Consider the following 18507-nt stretch of genomic DNA (forward strand, 5'->3'; position numbering starts at 1 on the left):
GCGGGACAGCAGGGTCCCGTCTAGCGGAAGCGGATGATCGCCACTTCGCCTTCCAGTGCTCCCTGATAGGCCGAGGCATGAGGCTCCTCATCCGGCACGTCGGTCAGCATGCCGATCTGATCGAGATCAGCCTCGATGAAGCCTTCCTCCGCAAGGGCGTTCAGCGCTTCGCGCACGGCGGTGTCGTCATCCGGCGCCTTTAGCATGACATGCAGGTCGACGCCTTCGCCGCCGTCGGTTTCATATCCCTTGCCGATGATGATGAAGACCATGGGGCCGTCGAAATTGTTGTCGTTGTCTGGCGCAGTGATCATAAGTCTTCCTTCGGTGGTATCGATTCGGCCGAGCGATTCTCTGAGGCTCTTTGCCGTCCGGTGAAATTGGCTTTCTGTGATTCCTTATAGGGATTTTAACGAAATACCCAAGTCCATCTTGCTGAAGCGATGCCATTTCGTCATCTGGGGCGCCAAACGGCTGGTTTGGCCCGTCTTTTCGGGGTTTGTGACAAAGATAATTCTTAACCGGCCTTGACGAACCTGCGGGAAACCAGTAGTACCGCCGCCATCAGGACCCATGTGAGGCATGGCTGTTCGGAGCGACGCGCTCTGGAGTTCACCTCAAACAAGGTTCTAAACGCACGTTGAAGACACGAATGCTGCACGCAAGACGCAATTCAATGCGTCCTCTGCTTTTTTGTGGTCCATCTGCGAAAGCGGATCGGGCCACGTTTTGCGCATTGAGGCGAACGTGTGTCGTTGCCGGAGACGGCGAGAGTTAAGCCCGCAAGGGTGTCGAGACAGATTTACAAGGGATGGTTGAATGCCTACCGTAAACCAGCTAATCCGCAAGCCTCGCCAGGCGCAGGTAAAGCGTAATAAGGTTCCCGCTCTTCAGGAGAACCCGCAGAAGCGTGGTGTTTGCACCCGCGTCTACACGACGACGCCGAAGAAGCCGAACTCGGCTCTGCGTAAGGTCGCAAAGATCCGCCTGACCAACGGCTTCGAAGTCATTGGTTACATCCCGGGTGAAGGTCACAACCTTCAGGAGCACTCTGTCGTCATGATCCGTGGCGGCCGCGTGAAGGACCTTCCGGGTGTTCGCTACCACATCATCCGCGGCGTTCTCGATACCCAGGGTGTCAAGAACCGCAAGCAGCGCCGTTCCAAGTACGGTGCAAAGCGTCCGAAGTAATTCGATTTCAGATAATCCGGCGCTGCGCGAGGTTCTCCGCGTTGTAAAGCGCCGCTAACAGTTGAGAGACGAGAAGTATGTCCCGACGTCACAGAGCAGAAAAGCGCGAGATCAATCCGGACCCGAAGTTCGGCGATCTGGTCGTCACGAAGTTCATGAATGCCATCATGCTGGACGGCAAGAAGTCCGTAGCTGAAAACATCGTATACGGCGCATTCGACGCCGTGCAGGGCAAGGCAAAGCAGGAGCCGCTCGGCGTGTTCCATCAGGCTTTGGATAACATCGCTCCGCACGTTGAAGTCCGTTCGCGCCGCGTTGGTGGTGCTACGTATCAGGTTCCGGTCGATGTTCGTCCCGAGCGTCGTCAGGCTCTTGCTATTCGCTGGCTGATCGCTGCTGCCCGCAAGCGCAACGAAACCACCATGGTCGACCGTCTCTGCGGCGAACTTCTTGATGCCTCCAACAACCGCGGCTCTGCCGTCAAGAAGCGCGAAGACACGCACAAGATGGCTGATGCCAACCGTGCGTTCTCGCATTATCGCTGGTAATCCCGAACGGTTTCCGAAAGGCAGTCCACTATGGCTCGCGAATATAAAATCGAAGACTACCGCAATTTCGGTATCATGGCGCACATCGACGCCGGCAAGACCACGACCACCGAGCGTATTCTTTACTACACCGGCAAGTCGCACAAGATCGGCGAAGTTCACGACGGCGCAGCCACCATGGACTGGATGGAGCAGGAGCAGGAGCGTGGCATCACGATCACCTCTGCTGCCACCACGACCTTCTGGAAGGGCCGTGACGGCAAGATGCGCCGCTTCAACATCATCGACACCCCTGGCCACGTCGACTTCACCATCGAAGTCGAGCGTTCGCTGCGCGTTCTCGACGGCGCCATCGCGCTGCTCGACGCTAACGCAGGTGTTGAGCCGCAGACGGAAACCGTCTGGCGTCAGGCTGAGAAGTATCATGTTCCGCGCATGATCTTCTGCAACAAGATGGACAAGACCGGTGCTGACTTCTATCGCTCGGTCGAGATGATCAAGTCCCGCCTCGGCGCGACCGCTGTCGTCATGCAGCTCCCGATCGGCGCTGAAAGCGACTTCAAGGGCGTTATCGACCTGATCGAGATGAACGCCCTCATCTGGCGCGACGAGTCGCTCGGCGCACAGTGGGACGTTGTCGAAATCCCGGAAGACATGAAGGCCAAGGCTGAAGAATATCGCGAAAAGCTGATCGAGACGGTTGTCGAGATCGACGAAGCTGCGACCGAAGCCTACCTCGAAGGCAATCTGCCGGACAACGACCAGATCCGTGCGCTCGTCCGTCGCGGCACGATCGACGTCAAGTTCCATCCGATGTTCTGCGGCACCGCCTTCAAGAACAAGGGCGTTCAGCCGTTGCTCGACGCCGTCGTCGATTACCTGCCGTCTCCGATCGACATTCCGGCGATCAAGGGCATTGATGTCAAGACGGAAGCTGAAATCCACCGTCATGCTGACGACGCTGAGCCGCTGTCCATGCTGGCGTTCAAGATCATGAACGACCCCTTCGTCGGTTCGCTGACCTTCGCCCGCATCTACTCCGGCAAGCTCGAAAAGGGCGCGTCGGTCATGAACACGGTCAAGGATAAGCGCGAGCGCGTCGGCCGCATGCTGCAGATGCACTCCAACTCGCGTGAAGACATCGAAGAAGCCTTCGCTGGCGACATCGTTGCTCTGGCCGGCCTCAAGGAAACCACCACTGGCGATACGCTCTGCGATCCGCTGAAGCCGGTTATCCTCGAGCGCATGGAATTCCCGGAGCCCGTCATCCAGATCGCGATCGAGCCGAAGACCAAGGGCGACCAGGAAAAGATGGGCCTCGCGCTCAACCGCCTGGCTGCCGAAGATCCGTCCTTCCGCGTGAAGACCGACCAGGAATCGGGCCAGACGATCATTGCCGGCATGGGTGAACTTCACCTCGACATCATCGTCGACCGCATGCGTCGTGAATTCAAGGTTGAAGCCACCGTCGGCGCGCCGCAGGTTGCTTACCGCGAAACCATCACGCGTCAGACCGAAAAAGACTACACCCACAAGAAGCAGTCGGGTGGTACCGGTCAGTTCGCTCGCGTGAAGATCGTGTTCGAACCGAACCCGGAAGGCGACGATTTCAAGTTCGAGTCCAAGATCGTCGGTGGTGCTGTTCCGAAGGAATACATCCCGGGCGTCCAGAAGGGCATCGAAAGCGTCCTGTCTTCGGGTCCGCTGGCTGGCTTCCCGATGCTAGGCGTCAAGGCGACGCTCATCGACGGTGCCTTCCACGACGTCGACTCGTCGGTTCTAGCCTTCGAAATCGCTGCACGTGCCTGCTTCCGTGAAGCAGCTCGCGAAGCTGGCGCCCAGCTCCTCGAGCCGATGATGAAGGTCGAAGTCGTGACGCCGGAAGATTACGTCGGCGACGTCATCGGCGACCTGAACTCGCGTCGTGGCCAGATCCAGGGCCAGGAAAGCCGCGGTATCGCCGTTGTCATCAACGCGAACGTCCCGCTGGCAAACATGTTCAAGTACGTCGACAACCTGCGCTCGATGTCTCAGGGCCGTGCGCAGTACACCATGACCTTCGATCATTATTCGCCGGTCCCGTCGAACGTCGCACAGGAAATCCAGGCAAAGTATTCCGGTCAGAAGTGACTGGAATACCAATTGACCGATAACAAGAATTGATCCCCTCGGGGACAGGAAAAACGGAGAGCCGAAAATGGCAAAGAGTAAGTTTGAGCGCAATAAGCCGCACGTTAACATCGGCACGATCGGCCACGTTGACCACGGCAAGACGTCTCTGACGGCAGCGATCACGAAGTTCTTCGGTGAGTTCAAGGCGTATGACCAGATCGACGCGGCACCGGAAGAAAAGGCGCGTGGTATCACGATCTCGACGGCACACGTTGAATATGAAACGGCTGCTCGTCACTATGCGCACGTCGACTGCCCCGGCCACGCTGACTATGTGAAGAACATGATCACGGGTGCTGCGCAGATGGACGGCGCGATCCTGGTTTGCTCGGCTGCCGACGGCCCGATGCCGCAGACGCGCGAGCACATCCTGCTCGCCCGCCAGGTTGGCGTTCCGGCGATCGTAGTGTTCCTGAACAAGGTCGACCAGGTTGACGACGCCGAGCTTCTAGAGCTTGTTGAGCTTGAAGTTCGCGAACTGCTGTCGTCCTACGACTTCCCGGGCGACGACATTCCGGTTGTCAAGGGTTCGGCGCTTGCTGCCCTGGAAGACAGCAACAAGGAAATCGGCGAAAACGCGATCCGCGAGCTGATGGCCCAGGTTGACGCCTACATCCCGACGCCAGAGCGTCCGATCGACCAGCCGTTCCTGATGCCGATCGAAGACGTGTTCTCGATCTCCGGCCGTGGTACGGTTGTGACGGGCCGCGTCGAGCGTGGTATCGTCAAGGTTGGTGAAGAAGTCGAAATCGTCGGCATTCGTCCGACGTCGAAGACGACGGTTACCGGCGTTGAAATGTTCCGCAAGCTGCTCGACCAGGGCCAGGCCGGCGACAACATCGGCGCGCTGGTCCGCGGTGTGAACCGTGACGGCGTCGAGCGTGGTCAGATCCTGTGCAAGCCGGGTTCTGTGAAGCCGCACAAGAAGTTCATGGCCGAAGCCTACATCCTGACGAAGGAAGAGGGCGGCCGTCATACGCCGTTCTTCACGAACTACCGTCCGCAGTTCTACTTCCGCACGACGGACGTGACGGGCATCGTGACGCTTCCGGAAGGCACGGAAATGGTTATGCCAGGCGACAACGTCACGGTTGCCGTTGAGCTGATCGTTCCGATCGCGATGGAAGAAAAGCTGCGCTTCGCTATCCGCGAAGGCGGCCGTACCGTCGGCGCCGGCATCGTCGCCTCCATCGTCGAGTAATTCGAAGTCGGCCACTCCATCCGAGTGGCCGATTCGATGACAATAATATGATGCAAGCGGCAGTAGCCGCTTGCTTATGACATGGAAATGTTGCAAATGGCGCGCGAGCGCGATTTGCGCCCTGCTTCGGATAACGAAGCGGCCAATGAGATTAACGATAAGGTGGGCCGAAAGGTCTAAAAAAGTGGATGGGGATGCCGTCGCCGGCGTCCCTCTCGATCTTTGAAACCGGTGGTCCGCCTTAGGAAAAAGAAAAATCCGTGCCCTTTTTGAGCGGCACGCGAGATAACAAAACACAAGGATAACGTCGAATGAACGGCCAAAATATCCGCATTCGCCTGAAGGCGTTCGATCACCGGATTCTCGATGCTTCCACGCGCGAGATCGTGTCGACGGCGAAGCGCACCGGCGCTAGCGTCCGGGGCCCCGTTCCGCTTCCGACTCGTATCGAGAAGTTCACGGTAAACCGGTCCCCGCACATCGACAAGAAGAGCCGCGAGCAGTTCGAGATGCGCACGCATAAGCGCCTTCTCGACATCGTTGACCCGACCCCGCAGACGGTAGACGCGCTGATGAAGCTCGATCTCGCCGCCGGTGTCGATGTTGAGATCAAGCTCTGAGACCTCTGGTCCTCGAGCTGAGTGAGAAGGATTGAACCGATGCGTTCAGGTGTGATTGCACAGAAGGTGGGAATGACCCGCGTCTATAACGACGCCGGCGAGCACGTCCCGGTAACCGTATTGCGTTTGGATGGCTGCCAGGTCGTGGCCCAGCGCACAGTAGAAAAGAATGGCTACACCGCAGTTCAGCTCGGTGCTGGCCAGGCAAAAGTTAAGAACACGACGAAGGCCCTGCGCGGTCATTTCGCCGTTGCCAGCGTTGAGCCGAAGGCCAAGCTTGTTGAATTCCGTGTTACGGACGACAACCTGCTCGAAGTTGGTACTGAGCTCAAGGCCGCTCACTTCACGGCGGGCCAGCTCGTCGACGTGACCGGCACGACGATCGGTAAGGGCTTTGCCGGCGCCATTAAGCGCCACGGCTTCGGCGGTCTGCGCGCCACGCATGGTGTGTCGGTTTCGCACCGCTCGCACGGTTCGACCGGCTCGCGCCAGGATCCGGGCAAGGTGTTCAAGAACAAGAAGATGGCTGGTCACATGGGCCAGACCCGCGTCACGACGCAGAACCTCGAAGTGGTATCGACCGATGAAGATCGCGGTCTGATCCTCGTCAAGGGTGCGGTTCCCGGCTCCAAGGGTGCCTGGATCATCGTACGCGATGCCGTCAAGTCGGCTGCGAAGTAAGGGGAGCCAAACCAATGGAATTGAACGTCAAGACCCTCGAGGGAAAAGACGCTGGGAAGGTTTCCCTTTCTGATGCGATTTTCGGCCTCGAGCCGCGTGAGGACATCCTCGCACGCGTCATTCGCTGGCAGCTCGCCAAGAAGCAGCAGGGCACGCATCAGGCAAAGGGCCGCGCAGACGTAGCGCGCACCGGTGCCAAGATGTACAAGCAGAAGGGTACGGGCCGCGCTCGTCACCATTCGGCTCGCGCTCCGCAGTTCCGCGGCGGTGGTAAGGCTCACGGCCCGGTCGCTCGCAGCCATGAGCACGATCTGCCGAAGAAGGTTCGCGCCCTCGGCCTGCGTCATGCTCTGTCCGCCAAGCTGAAGTCCGAAGACGTCATCGTCATCGACAGCCTGGTTGCAGCCGATGCAAAGACCAAGGCTCTGGCCAGCACTTTCGAGACGCTCGGCCTGACCAATGCACTCTTCATCGGTGGCGCTGAGCTCGACAGCAACTTCAAGCTCGCGGCTCAGAACATCCCGAACATCGATGTTCTGCCGATCCAGGGCATCAACGTTTACGACATCCTGCGCCGCGGCAAGCTCGTGCTGTCCAAGGCTGCAGTTGAAGCTCTAGAGGAGCGATTCAAGTGACGGATCTTCGCCATTATGATGTGATCGTGTCTCCTGCGATCACCGAAAAGTCCACGCTGCTTTCGGACAATAACCAGGTTGTTTTCAACGTTGCCAAGACCGCGACGAAGCCTGAAATCAAGGCTGCCGTCGAAGCGCTCTTCGGCGTCAAGGTGACGGCCGTTAACACTCTGCTGCGCCTCGGCAAGACCAAGCGGTTCAAGGGTCTCGTCGGCAAGCAGAAGGACGTGAAGAAGGCTGTTGTGACGCTCGCCGAAGGCCAGTCGATCGACGTCTCCACCGGTCTCTGAGGAATAAGAAAATGGCATTGAAAACATTCAATCCGACGACCCCGAGCCAGCGTCAGCTGGTCATCGTCGATCGCTCCTCGCTCTACAAGGGCAAGCCGGTCAAGACGCTGACGGAAGGCCTGACCTCCAAGGGTGGCCGCAACAACACCGGCCGCATCACCGTGCGTTTCCAGGGTGGCGGTCACAAGCGCAGCTATCGTCTGGTCGACTTCAAGCGTCGCAAGTTCGACGTCGAAGCATCGGTCGAGCGCATCGAATACGACCCGAACCGTACCGCTTACATCGCTCTGGTGAAGTACACGGACGGCGAACTGGCCTACATCCTCGCTCCGCAGCGCCTCGCTGCCGGCGACAAGGTCGTCGCTTCGGAAAAGGCAGTGGACGTGAAGCCGGGCAACACCATGCCGCTTCAGTTCATCCCGGTCGGCTCCATCATCCATAACGTGGAAATGAAGCCGGGCAAGGGCGGTCAGATCGCTCGTTCGGCTGGCTCCTACGCTCAGCTCGTCGGTCGTGACCAGGGCATGGCGATCCTTCGCCTGAATTCGGGCGAACAGCGCCTCGTACATGGCAATTGCCTTGCTACGATCGGTGCGGTTTCGAACCCGGATCATGCCAACATCAACGACGGTAAGGCCGGTCGTTCGCGTTGGCGTGGCAAGAAGCCGCATAACCGCGGCGTTGTCATGAACCCGGTTGACCATCCGCACGGCGGTGGTGAAGGCCGCACCTCCGGTGGTCGCCATCCGGTGACCCCATGGGGTAAGCCGACCAAGGGCAAGCGTACGCGGTCGAACAAGTCGACCGACAAGATGATCATGCGCTCGCGCCATCAGCGCAAGAAGTAAGAGAGGAAGTCTCAAGTGGCTCGTTCAGTATGGAAAGGTCCGTTTGTTGACGGCTATCTTCTCAAGAAGGCTGAGAAGGTGCGCGAAGGCGGACGTAGCGAAGTAATCAAGATGTGGAGCCGTCGCTCCACGATCATGCCGCAGTTCGTTGGTCTCACCTTCGGCGTCTACAACGGCAGCAAGCACATTCCGGTCAGCGTCAACGAAGACATGGTCGGTCACAAGTTCGGCGAGTTCGCCCCGACCCGTACCTATTATGGTCACGGTGCGGACAAGAAGGCGAAGAGGAAGTAACAATGGGCAAGGCAAAAACCGAACGCCGGCTGAAGGACAATGAGGCGCAGGCAGTTGCGCGCACGCTCCGTGTCAGCCCGCAGAAGCTCAACCTAGTCGCGGCTTCGATCCGCGGCAAGAAGGTTGACCGCGCGCTCGCAGAGCTGGAATTCTCGCGCAAGCGTATTGCTGGCGCCGTGAAGAAGACGCTCGAATCTGCGATCGCCAACGCTGAGAACAACCATGATCTCGACGTTGACTCGCTGGTTGTGGCGGAAGCCTACGTCGGCAAGTCGATCGTCATGAAGCGTTTCCACGCTCGTGGCCGTGGACGCGCGTCTCGTATCGAGCGCCCGTTTGCGCACCTGACGATCGTCGTTCGTGAAGTGGAAGCTCAAGGGGAGGCCGCATAATGGGTCAGAAAATCAATCCAATCGGTTTTCGTCTTGGCATCAACCGTACTTGGGATAGCCGCTGGTTTGCGGACAATGCCGAGTATGGCCAGCTCCTCCACGAAGACCTGAAGATGCGCAAGTTCGTCATGAACGAACTGAAGCAAGCCGGTATCTCCAAGGTGGTCATCGAGCGCCCGCACAAGAAGTGCCGCGTCACGATCCACTCGGCTCGTCCGGGCCTGATCATCGGCAAGAAGGGCGCTGATATCGACAAGCTCCGCAAGAAGCTGTCGGACATGACGAATTCCGAAACGCACCTCAACATTGTTGAAGTTCGCAAGCCGGAAATCGACGCGACGCTGGTTGCCCAGTCGATCGCTCAGCAGCTCGAGCGCCGTGTAGCTTTCCGTCGCGCCATGAAGCGCGCCGTTCAGTCCGCGATGCGTCTTGGCGCCGAAGGCATCAAGATCACCTGCGCCGGCCGTCTCGGCGGTGCAGAAATCGCTCGTACGGAATGGTACCGTGAAGGTCGCGTGCCGCTGCATACGCTGCGCGCCGACATCGACTACGGTACGGCTGAAGCAGAAACCGCTTTCGGTATCTGCGGCATCAAGGTCTGGATCTTCAAGGGCGAAATCCTTGAGCACGATCCGATGGCCTCCGAACGCCGCGCGCTGGAAGGCGACGCCCAGGGTCCGGCTAGCCGCGATCGCGATAGAGACCGCCGCCGCGAAAACGCTTGATAGCGTTCGTGGCAGATAAGTTCGGAGAATAAGAAAATGTTGCAGCCAAAGCGTACGAAGTACCGCAAGCAATTTAAGGGCCGCATCAAGGGCGTTGCCAAGGGTGGTTCTGACCTCGCATTCGGCGAATTCGGTCTGAAGTCGCAGGAGCCCAACCGCGTCAACGCTCGTGAGATCGAAGCGGCTCGCCGCGCGATCACGCGTTATATGAAGCGTGCCGGCCGTGTATGGATCCGCGTGTTCCCGGATGTTCCGGTAACCGCAAAGCCGACCGAAGTCCGCATGGGTAAAGGTAAAGGCTCTGTCGAATACTGGGCATGCAAGGTCAAGCCCGGCCGTATGATGTTCGAGATCGATGGTGTGAGCGAGGAAATCGCTCGTGAGGCTCTGCGCCTCGGCGCCGCCAAGCTCTCGGTCAAGACGCGCTTCGTGCAGCGCATTGCAGAGTAAGGAAGAAGCTCATGAAAGCCGCAGATGTTCGCGCCCTGAGCGCCGACCAACTCAAGGACGAGCTTGCCAAGCTGAAGAAGGAGCAGTTCAACCTGCGCTTTCAGAAGGCGACCGGCCAGCTTGAGAAGTCCTCGCGCATCAACGAAGTCCGCAAGGACATCGCCCGCGTGAAAACCATTGCCCGCCAGAAGGCGGCAGAAGCAAAGGCCTAAAGGAAGAATAACATGCCGAAGCGCATTCTGCAGGGCGTCGTGGTCAGCGACAAGAACGAGAAGACGGTAGTTGTCCGCGTGGAGCGTCGTTTCGCTCACCCGCTGCTTCAGAAGACCGTTCGTCGTTCCAAGAAGTACAAGGCTCACGACGAAAACAATCAGTACAAGGTCGGCGACGTCGTTTCCATCGAGGAATGCGCGCCGATTTCCAAGGACAAGACCTGGACGGTCGTTTCCGCCCAGGCCAAGTAACAGAATTTCGCTCAGGCCCTTGCGCTTGGGCGAAATATCTGTATGAAGCACGAGCTTGGAAGCAGGACGCTCGAGAACGGGCGTTCTTTTGCTTTATTGATGGCCGGCGAAGGTGACCCAGGTGGTCCTGACTGCCGGAGAAATCAGACAAGACACTAGTCCATAAGCCGGGGTAGGGGGCTGTTTAGCCCAACCATTCCGGTAACAACAAGAAGGCGACCTGACATGATTCAGATGCAAACAAACCTCGACGTGGCGGATAATTCCGGCGCACGTCGTGTCATGTGCATCAAGGTGCTGGGCGGCTCGAAGCGCAAGTATGCCTCGATCGGCGACGTCATCGTCGTTTCGATCAAGGAAGCCATTCCGCGCGGCCGCGTGAAGAAGGGTGACGTGATGAAGGCGGTTGTCGTTCGCACCGCCAAGGACATCCGTCGTCCGGATGGCAGCGTCATCCGCTTCGATACCAACGCAGCAGTCCTCATCGACAACAAGAAAGAGCCGATCGGCACCCGTATCTTCGGACCGGTTCCGCGCGAACTTCGCGCCAAGAACCACATGAAGATCATCTCGCTGGCTCCAGAAGTACTGTAAGGAGCGGAGCGATGCAAAAGATCCGTAAAGGCGACAAGGTTGTCGTATTGGCCGGCAAGGACAAGGGCCGTACCGGCGAAGTCATTCAAGTGCTGCCGAAGGAAGACCGCGCGGTCGTCCGTGGCGTCAACGTCATCAAGCGCCACCAGCGCCAGACGCAGACCCAGGAAGCCGGCATCATCAGCAAGGAAGCCCCGCTTCACCTGTCCAACATTGCGATCGTCGACAAGGACGGCAAGCCGACCCGCGTCGGTTTCAAGGTTGTAGATGGCAAGAAGGTCCGTGTGGCCAAGACCTCGGGAGAAGTGATCGATGGCTGAGGCAAAGTACGAGCCGCGGCTCAAGAAGGAATATGTCGCCCGCATTCGCGCAGCGATGCAGGAGAAGTTCTCCTACGCCAACGAGATGCAGATCCCGAAGCTGGACAAGATCGTGATCAACATGGGCGTTGGTGAAGCAACGGCTGATTCGAAGAAGCCGACCGTTGCTGCTGCCGACCTCGCAGCGATCGCCGGCCAGAAGCCGGTTATCACCCGCGCGCGCAACTCCATCGCTGGCTTCAAGGTCCGCGAAAACATGCCGATCGGCGCCAAGGTGACGCTGCGCGGCGCCCGCATGTATGAGTTCCTGGATCGTCTGGTCAACATCGCGCTCCCGCGCGTTCGCGACTTCCGCGGCCTGAACCCGAAAAGCTTTGACGGTCGTGGCAACTTCGCCATGGGCATCAAGGAGCACATTGTGTTCCCTGAGATCAACTACGACAAGGTTGATCAGATGTGGGGCATGGACATCATCGTTTGCACGACGGCGACGACCGACGACGAAGCACGGGCTCTTCTGAAAGAGTTCAACTTCCCGTTCCGTCAATAACCGTAACGACGAGCGTAGAAAAGGAACCCTGATATGGCGAAGACAAGCGCAGTCGAAAAGAACAAGCGCCGCCGCAATACGGTTGCCAACCAGTCCGCGAAGCGGGCTGCTCTGAAGGCAATCATCATGAACCAGTCTCTTCCGATCGAAGACCGGTTCAAGGCCACTCTGAAGCTGGCATCGCTCCCGCGCGATGGATCGAAGACCCGCATTCGCAATCGTTGCGAAGTATCGGGCCGTCCGCGCGCCTATTACCGCAAACTGCGCATGTCGCGTATCGCGCTGCGTGAACTCGGCAATCTCGGCAAGGTGCCGGGTATTGTCAAGTCGAGCTGGTAAGGAGCAGATTAGATGACTATGACTGATCCTTTGGGTGATATGCTCACCCGCATCCGCAACGGCGCTTCCCGCCGCAAGTCGTCGGTTTCGACGCCTGCGTCCAAGCTTCGTGCGCGTGTTCTCGATGTTCTGCAGGCTGAAGGCTACATCCGTGGCTACTCCGTCGTCGATTTCGGCAACGGCAAGTCTGAGCTCAACATCGAGCTCAAGTACTATGAAGGCTCTTCGGTGATCCGTGAGATCGGCCGTGTGTCCAAGCCGGGCCGCCGAGTTTATGTCTCGGTCAAGTCCATTCCGCAGGTCGCGAACGGCCTCGGCATCACCATCCTTTCGACTCCGAAGGGTGTGATGGCCGATCACCAGGCTCGCGAACAGAATGTTGGTGGCGAGGTTCTCTGCTCGGTCTTCTAAGATCGAACAGAGATCTCCCTCGAAACAGACAGGTTTGAAAAAATGTCTCGTATCGGTAAGAAGCCCGTTCAGGTGCCTGCAGGAATCACGGCCTCGGTTGATGGCCAGAAGGTGACTGCTAAGGGCCCCAAGGGCGAACTGGTTTTCGTCGCTAACGACGAAATCGGTCTCAAGCTGGAAGATAATGCAATTGTCGTGACGCCGCTCAACGACTCCAAGGATGCTCGCGCAAAGTGGGGCATGTCCCGCACGATGATCGAGAACATCCTGAAGGGTGTTAAGGACGGCTACGAGCGCAAGCTCGAAATCAACGGCGTCGGCTACCGTGCCTCCATGCAGGGCAAGAACCTGCAGCTCGCGCTCGGCTTCAGCCACGACGTCGTTTATGAGCCGCCGGTCGGCATCACGATCGCTGTTCCGAAGCCGACGGAAATCGTCGTCTCCGGTATCAATAAGCAGCAGGTCGGCCAGGTTGCCGCTGAAATCCGCGAATATCGCGGTCCTGAGCCCTACAAGGGCAAGGGTGTGAAGTATGCCGACGAGCGGATCGTCCGCAAAGAAGGCAAGAAGAAGTAAGGATCACGCGAAATGGCTAGCAGGAAAGAAGCACTTGCACGTCGTGCCAACCGCGTGCGCCGTCAACTCAAGTCGGTGGCCAATGGCCGTCCGCGCCTGTCGGTTCATCGCTCGTCGAAGAACATCTACGCCCAGGTCATCGATGATGTGGCTGGTAAGACGCTTGCGTCTGCCTCCACCCTCGACAAGGATCTTCGCGGTTCTCTGAAGACCGGTGCCGACACCGCAGCCGCTGCTCTCGTAGGTAAGCTCGTCGCCGAGCGTGCCTCCAAGGCCGGCGTCAAGGAAGTCGTGTTCGACCGCGGCGCCTTCATCTACCACGGCCGCATCAAGGCCCTGGCCGATGCAGCCCGCGAAGGCGGCCTGACCTTCTGATCAAGTTTCCGGCCGGCAGCTTTCGAGCGCCGGCCGGATATCACCGGACCGCTGATCTCCTTCGGGAGGTCGATGCGGTCTTCGTTTTGTTTGCCGATTGCACCCGGAAAAGAAAAAGGAAGAGGACAATGGCACAGGAAAAGAGGGCTCCGCGGGAAGACCGCCAGAGCCGTGAAGAGCGCGATAGCGAATTCGTCGACAAGCTGGTCGCGATCAACCGCGTCGCCAAGGTTGTAAAGGGTGGCCGCCGTTTCGGTTTCGCCGCTCTCGTCGTCGTCGGTGACCAGAAGGGCCGCGTAGGCTTCGGTCACGGCAAGGCACGCGAAGTGCCGGAAGCGATCCGCAAGGCAACCGAAAGCGCCAAGCGCGACATGATCTTCGTACCGCTGCGTGACGGCCGTACGCTGCATCACGACGTTCATGGCCGCCATGGCGCTGGCAAGGTTCTGCTGCGCTCGGCCAAGGTCGGTACCGGTATCATCGCAGGTGGCCCGATGCGCGCCGTTTTCGAAACGCTCGGCGTTCATGACGTCGTTGCCAAGTCGACCGGTTCGTCGAACCCGTACAACATGGTTCGCGCCACGTTCGACGCCCTGAAGCACCAGATTCACCCGAAGGACATCGCAGCTCAGCGCGGCATCAAGTATGCCACCCTGCAGGCTCGCCGCGCGTCCTCGGGCAACGCCTCCGAAGAATAAGGGAGTTTGACCTATGGCCAAGACGACCAAGAAGGCTGAAGCCAAGGCGACCGTTACGGTCGAGCAGATTGGCAGCCCGATCCGCCGTCCGGATGTTCAGCAGAAGACGCTGATCGGTCTCGGACTGAACAAGATGCACCGTCGCCGCACGCTGGAAGACACTCCGGCTGTTCGTGGCATGATCCGTGCTGTCCAGCATCTCGTTCGCGTTGTCGACGAGAAGTGAGCCGGAGGTATTCGCTATGAAACTGAATGAGATCAAGGATAACGAAGGCTCGACCCATAGCCGCAAGCGCCTCGGCCGCGGCATCGGCTCCGGCTCCGGCAAGACCGGCGGCCGTGGTGTGAAGGGTCAGAAGTCCCGTTCGGGCGTTGCCATCAACGGCTTCGAAGGCGGTCAGATGCCCATCTACCGTCGCCTGCCGAAGCGCGGCTTCACCAACATCTTCGCTGCCGACTACGTCGTTGTGTCGCTGGCTCGCATCCAGGCTGCCGTCGATGCCGGCAAGCTCGATGCCAAGGCAACCGTCGATGCAGCAGCCCTGAAGGCTGCGGGCGTGATTCGCCGCGTCAAGGACGGCGTTCGTGTTCTCTCGGACGGCGAACTGAAGGCGAAGCTTTCGCTGGAAGTTGCAGGCGCCTCCAAGCCGGCGGTCGAAAAGATCGAAAAGGCTGGCGGTTCCATCAAGCTGCTCGCTTCTGTCGCAGAATAATCTTATCAATAAATCGCCCGGGGTGCTTCACACCGGGCGATTTTGCTCCCATATGTGAGCCTCACGAACCTGAGCGATGCAGTAGCGTCTTTTCAGGGAATAACGGGAACCAAGGGTGAGGCATCCGATTGCAGTGCAATCCGTCCAAAACCCGGCTTTTAAACAATTAAAGACTGATTCCGGACCCGGCCGATTATGCCGGAATTGGTAATGCGGAGATTTGCATGGCTTCTGCAGCGGAACAATTGGCATCCAATCTCAATTTTTCGACCTTTGCCAAAGCCGAGGATCTCAAGAAGCGACTGTGGTTCACGCTCGGCGCTCTCCTCGTCTACCGTCTGGGTACCCACATCCCGCTTCCGGGCCTCAATCCGGCGGCCTATGCCCAGGCCTTTCAGAATCAGTCCGGCGGCATCCTCGGCCTTTTCAATATGTTTTCCGGCGGCGCCGTGCAGCGCATGGCGATTTTCGCGCTCGGCATCATGCCCTATATTTCCGCTTCGATCATCGTGCAGCTCATGACCTCGGTCGTGCCGGCGCTCGAAAACCTGAAGAAGGAAGGCGAGCAGGGGCGCAAGATCATCAACCAGTACACCCGTTACGGCACGGTGTTGCTCGGCGCCTTGCAGGCCTATGGCATTGCGATCGGCCTTGAGCACGGTAATGGCGTGGTTCTCGACCCAGGCTGGTTTTTCCGCCTTTCGACGGTCGTCACGCTGCTCGGCGGCACGATGTTCCTGATGTGGCTTGGTGAACAGGTTACCTCGCGCGGCATCGGCAACGGTATTTCGCTGATCATCTTCGCAGGCATCGCAGCCGGTCTGCCGACCGCGCTTGCCGGTACGCTGGAACTCGGCCGCACGGGCGCTCTGTCGACCGGCCTCATTCTGGCTGTGCTTGTCGTTGCTGTCCTGGTCATCGGGCTTATCGTCTTCGTTGAGCGCGCCCAGCGCCGCCTCTTGATCCAGTATCCGAAGCGCCAGGTTGGCACCCGCATGTTCCAGGGCGATACCTCGCACCTGCCGCTGAAGCTCAACACATCAGGCGTTATTCCGGCGATCTTCGCATCTTCGCTGCTGCTGCTGCCTGCGACCGTCGCCGGTCTCGGCAACAACACGGCCCTGCCGACCTGGGTTACCTCCATCGTCGCGGCCCTTGGCCATGGTCAGCCGATCTACATGGTGCTCTACGGTGCCTTGATCGCCTTCTTCGCTTTCTTCTACACGGCGCTGGTCTTCAATCCGAAAGATACGGCCGACAATCTGAAGAAGCATGGCGGCTTCATTCCGGGCATCCGCCCGGGTGAGCGCACTGCCGAATATATCGATTATGTGCTGACCCGAATCACGGTGATTGGCGCGATCTATCTTGTCTTCGTCTGCATTCTGCCCGAAATTCTCGTGTCCCAGACCGGTATTCCGCTGTCTCTGGGTGGCACTTCGCTTCTGATCGTGGTTAGCGTAACGCTGGATACGGTGGCGCAGATTCAGGGTCACCTGATTGCACAGCAATATGAAGGCCTGATCAAGAAATCGAAGCTGCGTGGAGGAAAGAGGGGGCGATGAGATTAATACTTTTGGGGCCGCCGGGCGCAGGTAAGGGGACCCAGGCCCAGCGTATCGTGGAAAAGTACGGCATTCCGCAGCTTTCCACGGGCGATATGCTGAGGGCTGCGGTGGCGGCCGGGACTGAAGTGGGCAAGCGCGCCAAGGCCGTCATGGATGCCGGCAAGCTTGTTTCAGACGAAATCGTCAATGCCATCGTGTCCGAGCGCATCGATCAACCGGATTGCGCCAAGGGCTTCATTCTTGACGGTTATCCGCGCACGCTCATTCAGGCCGACGCGACCGAGGAAATGTTGAAGGCGAAAGGCCTCAACTTGTCCGTCGTGATCGAGATCAAGGTTGATGACGCCGTGCTCGCCGATCGTATTTCGGGCCGTTATACCTGCGCCAACTGCGGCGCCGGCTATCACGACGAAAACCTGAAGCCGAAGGTGGAAGGCGTATGTGACCGTTGCGGTTCCACGCACTTCAAGCGCCGTGCCGACGACAACAGGGAAACGGTGGTCGAGCGCCTGCAGGTCTACTACAAGGAAACCTCGCCGCTCATCGGTTACTACTACGCCAAGGGCAAGCTTCAGTCGGTCGACGGAATGGCCGATATCGAGCATGTGACCACCGATATCGATGCCATCCTGTCCAAGCTTTGGATGGCCTAAAATAAACTTGCCGGGGCGGTTGCTTTTTTGCGCTGATTCCGCTAAACACCGCGCCAACTCGCGACATGCCATGCGATCGGCGCGGATTTCCGTAGGGAGGTCCGGGTACGGTCGTTTTGACGTGTTACGGACCCAAGTTTGAACAAGCAGCTCCAGGGCTGCATAACAAAACCTTTTGCTCAGGCAGAGGGAATGCAAGGAGAACAGGCGTGGCTCGTATCGCTGGCGTCAACATCCCGACTGCAAAGCGCGTTGTAATTGCGCTTCGCTACATTCACGGGATCGGACCTAAGTTTGCACAGGAAATCTGCGAGAAGGTCGGTATCCCGGCCGAGCGTCGCGTCAACCAGTTGACGGATGCTGAAGTTCTGCAGATCCGCGAAACCATCGACCGCGACTATCAGGTCGAAGGCGACCTTCGTCGCGAAACCGCGATGAACATCAAGCGTCTGATGGACCTTGGCAGCTACCGCGGCCTGCGTCATCGTCGCGGCCTCCCGGTTCGCGGCCAGCGCACCCATACCAATGCCCGCACCCGCAAGGGTCCGGCAAAGGCTATTGCTGGTAAGAAGAAGTAATTTCCGGGAAACCGGATTTGGGAGGCTGGCGGTCTGCGCCGGCCTCTTTTGAGTTTGGAGCGGGACCATGTAGGTGCCGTTCCGGTGTAGCCGCTGGCATTACGGCGGTGAAGAGATCCAAGAAAGGACTACCATGGCCAAGGAAGCCGTCCGCGTTCGCCGTCGCGAGCGCAAGAATATCACGTCGGGCGTTGCGCACGTCAATTCGACCTTCAACAACACGATGATCACCATCACTGACGCACAGGGCAACGCGATTGCCTGGTCGTCCGCTGGTGCCAAGGGCTTCAAGGGTTCGCGCAAGTCGACCCCGTTCGCTGCTCAGATCGCTGCTGAAGACTGCGCCAAGAAGGCCCAGGAACATGGCATGAAGTCGCTGGAAGTCGAAGTTTGCGGCCCGGGCTCCGGCCGTGAATCCGCTCTGCGCGCGCTCCAGGCTGCCGGTTTCATGATCACGTCCATCCGCGACGTGACCCCGATCCCGCACAATGGTTGCCGCCCGCGCAAGAAGCGCCGCGTCTGATCATCGCCACTCACGACACCGGCCGGCGCATATGTGTCCGGCTTGGTGCTTCTCAAGCTCGGTTGTCACGATTGGATGGTGGCAACGAACGGAAGGCA

30 protein-coding genes are annotated in these 18507 nt (G+C 58.9%); 29 read left to right on the forward strand and 1 reads right to left on the reverse strand.

Going from position 1 to position 18507, the window contains the following annotated elements; translation table 11 throughout:
- Window positions 1-20 precede the first annotated feature (20 nt).
- A complete protein-coding gene (locus QA648_RS05355) occupies window positions 21-314 on the reverse strand; it encodes a transcriptional regulator (protein ID WP_104822782.1) in 294 nt (97 codons plus the stop codon).
- Window positions 315-819: 505 nt separating this feature from the next.
- Between QA648_RS05355 and rpsL the strand changes: the two genes are divergently transcribed.
- From rpsL to rpsK, 29 genes are all read left to right on the forward strand, one after another.
- Window positions 820-1191: a 30S ribosomal protein S12 gene (rpsL, locus tag QA648_RS05360; protein ID WP_003507760.1), complete on the forward strand. Its 372-nt coding sequence runs from the start codon at window positions 820-822 to the stop codon at window positions 1189-1191.
- A gap of 77 nt (window positions 1192-1268) precedes the next feature.
- Window positions 1269-1739 carry a 30S ribosomal protein S7 gene (gene rpsG, locus QA648_RS05365; RefSeq protein ID WP_028755233.1) on the forward strand — a complete coding sequence of 157 codons (471 nt, stop codon included), beginning with the start codon at window positions 1269-1271 and terminating at the stop codon, window positions 1737-1739.
- A gap of 30 nt (window positions 1740-1769) precedes the next feature.
- On the forward strand, window positions 1770-3869 hold the full coding sequence (fusA, locus tag QA648_RS05370) for an elongation factor G (protein ID WP_104822783.1): 2100 nt from the start codon (window positions 1770-1772) through the stop codon (window positions 3867-3869).
- Between the two features lie 67 nt (window positions 3870-3936).
- Window positions 3937-5112, forward strand: a complete 1176-nt coding sequence (gene tuf / locus QA648_RS05375) for an elongation factor Tu (protein ID WP_104822771.1) — start codon at window positions 3937-3939, stop codon at window positions 5110-5112.
- Between the two features lie 311 nt (window positions 5113-5423).
- Window positions 5424-5732 (forward strand): 30S ribosomal protein S10, encoded by a 309-nt coding sequence (gene rpsJ, locus QA648_RS05380; RefSeq protein WP_003547547.1) that lies wholly within the window; start codon window positions 5424-5426, stop codon window positions 5730-5732.
- Between the two features lie 39 nt (window positions 5733-5771).
- Window positions 5772-6413: a 50S ribosomal protein L3 gene (gene rplC / locus QA648_RS05385; RefSeq protein ID WP_028753974.1), complete on the forward strand. Its 642-nt coding sequence runs from the start codon at window positions 5772-5774 to the stop codon at window positions 6411-6413.
- 14 nt (window positions 6414-6427) lie between these two features.
- A complete protein-coding gene (gene rplD / locus QA648_RS05390; RefSeq protein WP_104822784.1) occupies window positions 6428-7048 on the forward strand; it encodes a 50S ribosomal protein L4 in 621 nt (206 codons plus the stop codon).
- Window positions 7045-7338: a 50S ribosomal protein L23 gene (locus QA648_RS05395; RefSeq protein ID WP_015339600.1), complete on the forward strand. Its 294-nt coding sequence runs from the start codon at window positions 7045-7047 to the stop codon at window positions 7336-7338. The genes rplD and QA648_RS05395 overlap by 4 nt, the downstream gene beginning before the upstream one ends.
- Before the next feature lie 11 nt (window positions 7339-7349).
- Window positions 7350-8186: a 50S ribosomal protein L2 gene (gene rplB / locus QA648_RS05400; protein WP_104822785.1), complete on the forward strand. Its 837-nt coding sequence runs from the start codon at window positions 7350-7352 to the stop codon at window positions 8184-8186.
- Window positions 8187-8201: 15 nt separating this feature from the next.
- Entirely contained in the window at window positions 8202-8480 is a 279-nt protein-coding gene (rpsS, locus tag QA648_RS05405; RefSeq protein ID WP_004118389.1) for a 30S ribosomal protein S19, read from the forward strand.
- A gap of 2 nt (window positions 8481-8482) precedes the next feature.
- Entirely contained in the window at window positions 8483-8872 is a 390-nt protein-coding gene (gene rplV / locus QA648_RS05410) for a 50S ribosomal protein L22 (protein WP_004118391.1), read from the forward strand.
- Window positions 8872-9597 (forward strand): 30S ribosomal protein S3, encoded by a 726-nt coding sequence (gene rpsC / locus QA648_RS05415; protein ID WP_104822786.1) that lies wholly within the window; start codon window positions 8872-8874, stop codon window positions 9595-9597. Before rplV ends, rpsC begins: the two co-directional genes overlap by 1 nt.
- A 36-nt stretch (window positions 9598-9633) precedes the next feature.
- Window positions 9634-10047: a 50S ribosomal protein L16 gene (rplP, locus tag QA648_RS05420; protein ID WP_004118395.1), complete on the forward strand. Its 414-nt coding sequence runs from the start codon at window positions 9634-9636 to the stop codon at window positions 10045-10047.
- Between the two features lie 11 nt (window positions 10048-10058).
- A complete protein-coding gene (gene rpmC, locus QA648_RS05425; protein ID WP_007690763.1) occupies window positions 10059-10259 on the forward strand; it encodes a 50S ribosomal protein L29 in 201 nt (66 codons plus the stop codon).
- Window positions 10260-10271: 12 nt separating this feature from the next.
- Window positions 10272-10511 (forward strand): 30S ribosomal protein S17, encoded by a 240-nt coding sequence (gene rpsQ / locus QA648_RS05430; RefSeq protein ID WP_028753969.1) that lies wholly within the window; start codon window positions 10272-10274, stop codon window positions 10509-10511.
- A 225-nt stretch (window positions 10512-10736) separates the two neighbouring features.
- Window positions 10737-11105 carry a 50S ribosomal protein L14 gene (gene rplN / locus QA648_RS05435; RefSeq protein ID WP_003573790.1) on the forward strand — a complete coding sequence of 123 codons (369 nt, stop codon included), beginning with the start codon at window positions 10737-10739 and terminating at the stop codon, window positions 11103-11105.
- 11 nt (window positions 11106-11116) lie between these two features.
- The gene (gene rplX / locus QA648_RS05440; RefSeq protein ID WP_104822787.1) at window positions 11117-11425 is read left to right on the forward strand and encodes a 50S ribosomal protein L24; all 309 of its coding nucleotides are present in this window, start codon (window positions 11117-11119) and stop codon (window positions 11423-11425) included.
- The gene (rplE, locus tag QA648_RS05445) at window positions 11418-11975 is read left to right on the forward strand and encodes a 50S ribosomal protein L5 (protein WP_004118404.1); all 558 of its coding nucleotides are present in this window, start codon (window positions 11418-11420) and stop codon (window positions 11973-11975) included. Before rplX ends, rplE begins: the two co-directional genes overlap by 8 nt.
- A 33-nt stretch (window positions 11976-12008) precedes the next feature.
- Window positions 12009-12314, forward strand: coding sequence for a 30S ribosomal protein S14 (gene rpsN / locus QA648_RS05450; RefSeq protein WP_028753966.1), 306 nt, complete (start codon window positions 12009-12011; stop codon window positions 12312-12314).
- 12 nt (window positions 12315-12326) lie between these two features.
- Window positions 12327-12725: a 30S ribosomal protein S8 gene (gene rpsH, locus QA648_RS05455; protein ID WP_104822788.1), complete on the forward strand. Its 399-nt coding sequence runs from the start codon at window positions 12327-12329 to the stop codon at window positions 12723-12725.
- Window positions 12726-12767: 42 nt separating this feature from the next.
- On the forward strand, window positions 12768-13301 hold the full coding sequence (gene rplF / locus QA648_RS05460) for a 50S ribosomal protein L6 (protein ID WP_104822789.1): 534 nt from the start codon (window positions 12768-12770) through the stop codon (window positions 13299-13301).
- Between the two features lie 12 nt (window positions 13302-13313).
- A complete protein-coding gene (gene rplR, locus QA648_RS05465; protein WP_028753963.1) occupies window positions 13314-13676 on the forward strand; it encodes a 50S ribosomal protein L18 in 363 nt (120 codons plus the stop codon).
- 128 nt (window positions 13677-13804) lie between these two features.
- Window positions 13805-14374, forward strand: a complete 570-nt coding sequence (gene rpsE, locus QA648_RS05470; protein ID WP_283050088.1) for a 30S ribosomal protein S5 — start codon at window positions 13805-13807, stop codon at window positions 14372-14374.
- Window positions 14375-14387: 13 nt separating this feature from the next.
- Window positions 14388-14600, forward strand: coding sequence for a 50S ribosomal protein L30 (rpmD, locus tag QA648_RS05475; protein ID WP_007690786.1), 213 nt, complete (start codon window positions 14388-14390; stop codon window positions 14598-14600).
- Window positions 14601-14616: 16 nt separating this feature from the next.
- The gene (gene rplO, locus QA648_RS05480) at window positions 14617-15087 is read left to right on the forward strand and encodes a 50S ribosomal protein L15 (protein WP_104822792.1); all 471 of its coding nucleotides are present in this window, start codon (window positions 14617-14619) and stop codon (window positions 15085-15087) included.
- Window positions 15088-15311: 224 nt separating this feature from the next.
- Window positions 15312-16652, forward strand: a complete 1341-nt coding sequence (secY, locus tag QA648_RS05485) for a preprotein translocase subunit SecY (protein WP_104822793.1) — start codon at window positions 15312-15314, stop codon at window positions 16650-16652.
- Window positions 16649-17308 (forward strand): adenylate kinase, encoded by a 660-nt coding sequence (locus QA648_RS05490; RefSeq protein ID WP_104822794.1) that lies wholly within the window; start codon window positions 16649-16651, stop codon window positions 17306-17308. The genes secY and QA648_RS05490 overlap by 4 nt, the downstream gene beginning before the upstream one ends.
- A 209-nt stretch (window positions 17309-17517) precedes the next feature.
- Window positions 17518-17886: a 30S ribosomal protein S13 gene (rpsM, locus tag QA648_RS05495; protein ID WP_004118424.1), complete on the forward strand. Its 369-nt coding sequence runs from the start codon at window positions 17518-17520 to the stop codon at window positions 17884-17886.
- A gap of 133 nt (window positions 17887-18019) precedes the next feature.
- The gene (rpsK, locus tag QA648_RS05500; protein ID WP_004118426.1) at window positions 18020-18409 is read left to right on the forward strand and encodes a 30S ribosomal protein S11; all 390 of its coding nucleotides are present in this window, start codon (window positions 18020-18022) and stop codon (window positions 18407-18409) included.
- Window positions 18410-18507 lie beyond the last annotated feature (98 nt).

This window comes from Rhizobium sp. CB3171 (genome assembly GCF_029714265.1).
Lineage (GTDB): Bacteria > Pseudomonadota > Alphaproteobacteria > Rhizobiales > Rhizobiaceae > Rhizobium.

Excerpts from the sequence above, each read along its gene's own strand:
- QA648_RS05355 (WP_104822782.1), bottom strand. The coding sequence starts at position 314 with ATGATCACTGCGCCAGACAACGACAACAATTTCGACGGCCCCATGGTC.
- rpmD (WP_007690786.1), top strand. The coding sequence starts at position 14,388 with ATGGCCAAGACGACCAAGAAGGCTGAAGCCAAGGCGACCGTTACGGTC.
- rplX (WP_104822787.1), top strand. The coding sequence starts at position 11,117 with ATGCAAAAGATCCGTAAAGGCGACAAGGTTGTCGTATTGGCCGGCAAG.
- fusA (WP_104822783.1), top strand. The coding sequence starts at position 1,770 with ATGGCTCGCGAATATAAAATCGAAGACTACCGCAATTTCGGTATCATG.
- rplD (WP_104822784.1), top strand. The coding sequence starts at position 6,428 with ATGGAATTGAACGTCAAGACCCTCGAGGGAAAAGACGCTGGGAAGGTT.
- rplE (WP_004118404.1), top strand. The coding sequence starts at position 11,418 with ATGGCTGAGGCAAAGTACGAGCCGCGGCTCAAGAAGGAATATGTCGCC.
- rpsK (WP_004118426.1), top strand. The coding sequence starts at position 18,020 with ATGGCCAAGGAAGCCGTCCGCGTTCGCCGTCGCGAGCGCAAGAATATC.
- rplF (WP_104822789.1), top strand. The coding sequence starts at position 12,768 with ATGTCTCGTATCGGTAAGAAGCCCGTTCAGGTGCCTGCAGGAATCACG.
- rplP (WP_004118395.1), top strand. The coding sequence starts at position 9,634 with ATGTTGCAGCCAAAGCGTACGAAGTACCGCAAGCAATTTAAGGGCCGC.
- tuf (WP_104822771.1), top strand. The coding sequence starts at position 3,937 with ATGGCAAAGAGTAAGTTTGAGCGCAATAAGCCGCACGTTAACATCGGC.
- rpsE (WP_283050088.1), top strand. The coding sequence starts at position 13,805 with ATGGCACAGGAAAAGAGGGCTCCGCGGGAAGACCGCCAGAGCCGTGAA.
- rplN (WP_003573790.1), top strand. The coding sequence starts at position 10,737 with ATGATTCAGATGCAAACAAACCTCGACGTGGCGGATAATTCCGGCGCA.
- rplC (WP_028753974.1), top strand. The coding sequence starts at position 5,772 with ATGCGTTCAGGTGTGATTGCACAGAAGGTGGGAATGACCCGCGTCTAT.
- rpsG (WP_028755233.1), top strand. The coding sequence starts at position 1,269 with ATGTCCCGACGTCACAGAGCAGAAAAGCGCGAGATCAATCCGGACCCG.
- rplR (WP_028753963.1), top strand. The coding sequence starts at position 13,314 with ATGGCTAGCAGGAAAGAAGCACTTGCACGTCGTGCCAACCGCGTGCGC.
- rpsH (WP_104822788.1), top strand. The coding sequence starts at position 12,327 with ATGACTATGACTGATCCTTTGGGTGATATGCTCACCCGCATCCGCAAC.
- QA648_RS05490 (WP_104822794.1), top strand. The coding sequence starts at position 16,649 with ATGAGATTAATACTTTTGGGGCCGCCGGGCGCAGGTAAGGGGACCCAG.
- secY (WP_104822793.1), top strand. The coding sequence starts at position 15,312 with ATGGCTTCTGCAGCGGAACAATTGGCATCCAATCTCAATTTTTCGACC.
- rpsC (WP_104822786.1), top strand. The coding sequence starts at position 8,872 with ATGGGTCAGAAAATCAATCCAATCGGTTTTCGTCTTGGCATCAACCGT.
- rpsJ (WP_003547547.1), top strand. The coding sequence starts at position 5,424 with ATGAACGGCCAAAATATCCGCATTCGCCTGAAGGCGTTCGATCACCGG.
- rpsN (WP_028753966.1), top strand. The coding sequence starts at position 12,009 with ATGGCGAAGACAAGCGCAGTCGAAAAGAACAAGCGCCGCCGCAATACG.
- rpsL (WP_003507760.1), top strand. The coding sequence starts at position 820 with ATGCCTACCGTAAACCAGCTAATCCGCAAGCCTCGCCAGGCGCAGGTA.
- rpsQ (WP_028753969.1), top strand. The coding sequence starts at position 10,272 with ATGCCGAAGCGCATTCTGCAGGGCGTCGTGGTCAGCGACAAGAACGAG.
- rplV (WP_004118391.1), top strand. The coding sequence starts at position 8,483 with ATGGGCAAGGCAAAAACCGAACGCCGGCTGAAGGACAATGAGGCGCAG.
- rplO (WP_104822792.1), top strand. The coding sequence starts at position 14,617 with ATGAAACTGAATGAGATCAAGGATAACGAAGGCTCGACCCATAGCCGC.
- rplB (WP_104822785.1), top strand. The coding sequence starts at position 7,350 with ATGGCATTGAAAACATTCAATCCGACGACCCCGAGCCAGCGTCAGCTG.
- rpmC (WP_007690763.1), top strand. The coding sequence starts at position 10,059 with ATGAAAGCCGCAGATGTTCGCGCCCTGAGCGCCGACCAACTCAAGGAC.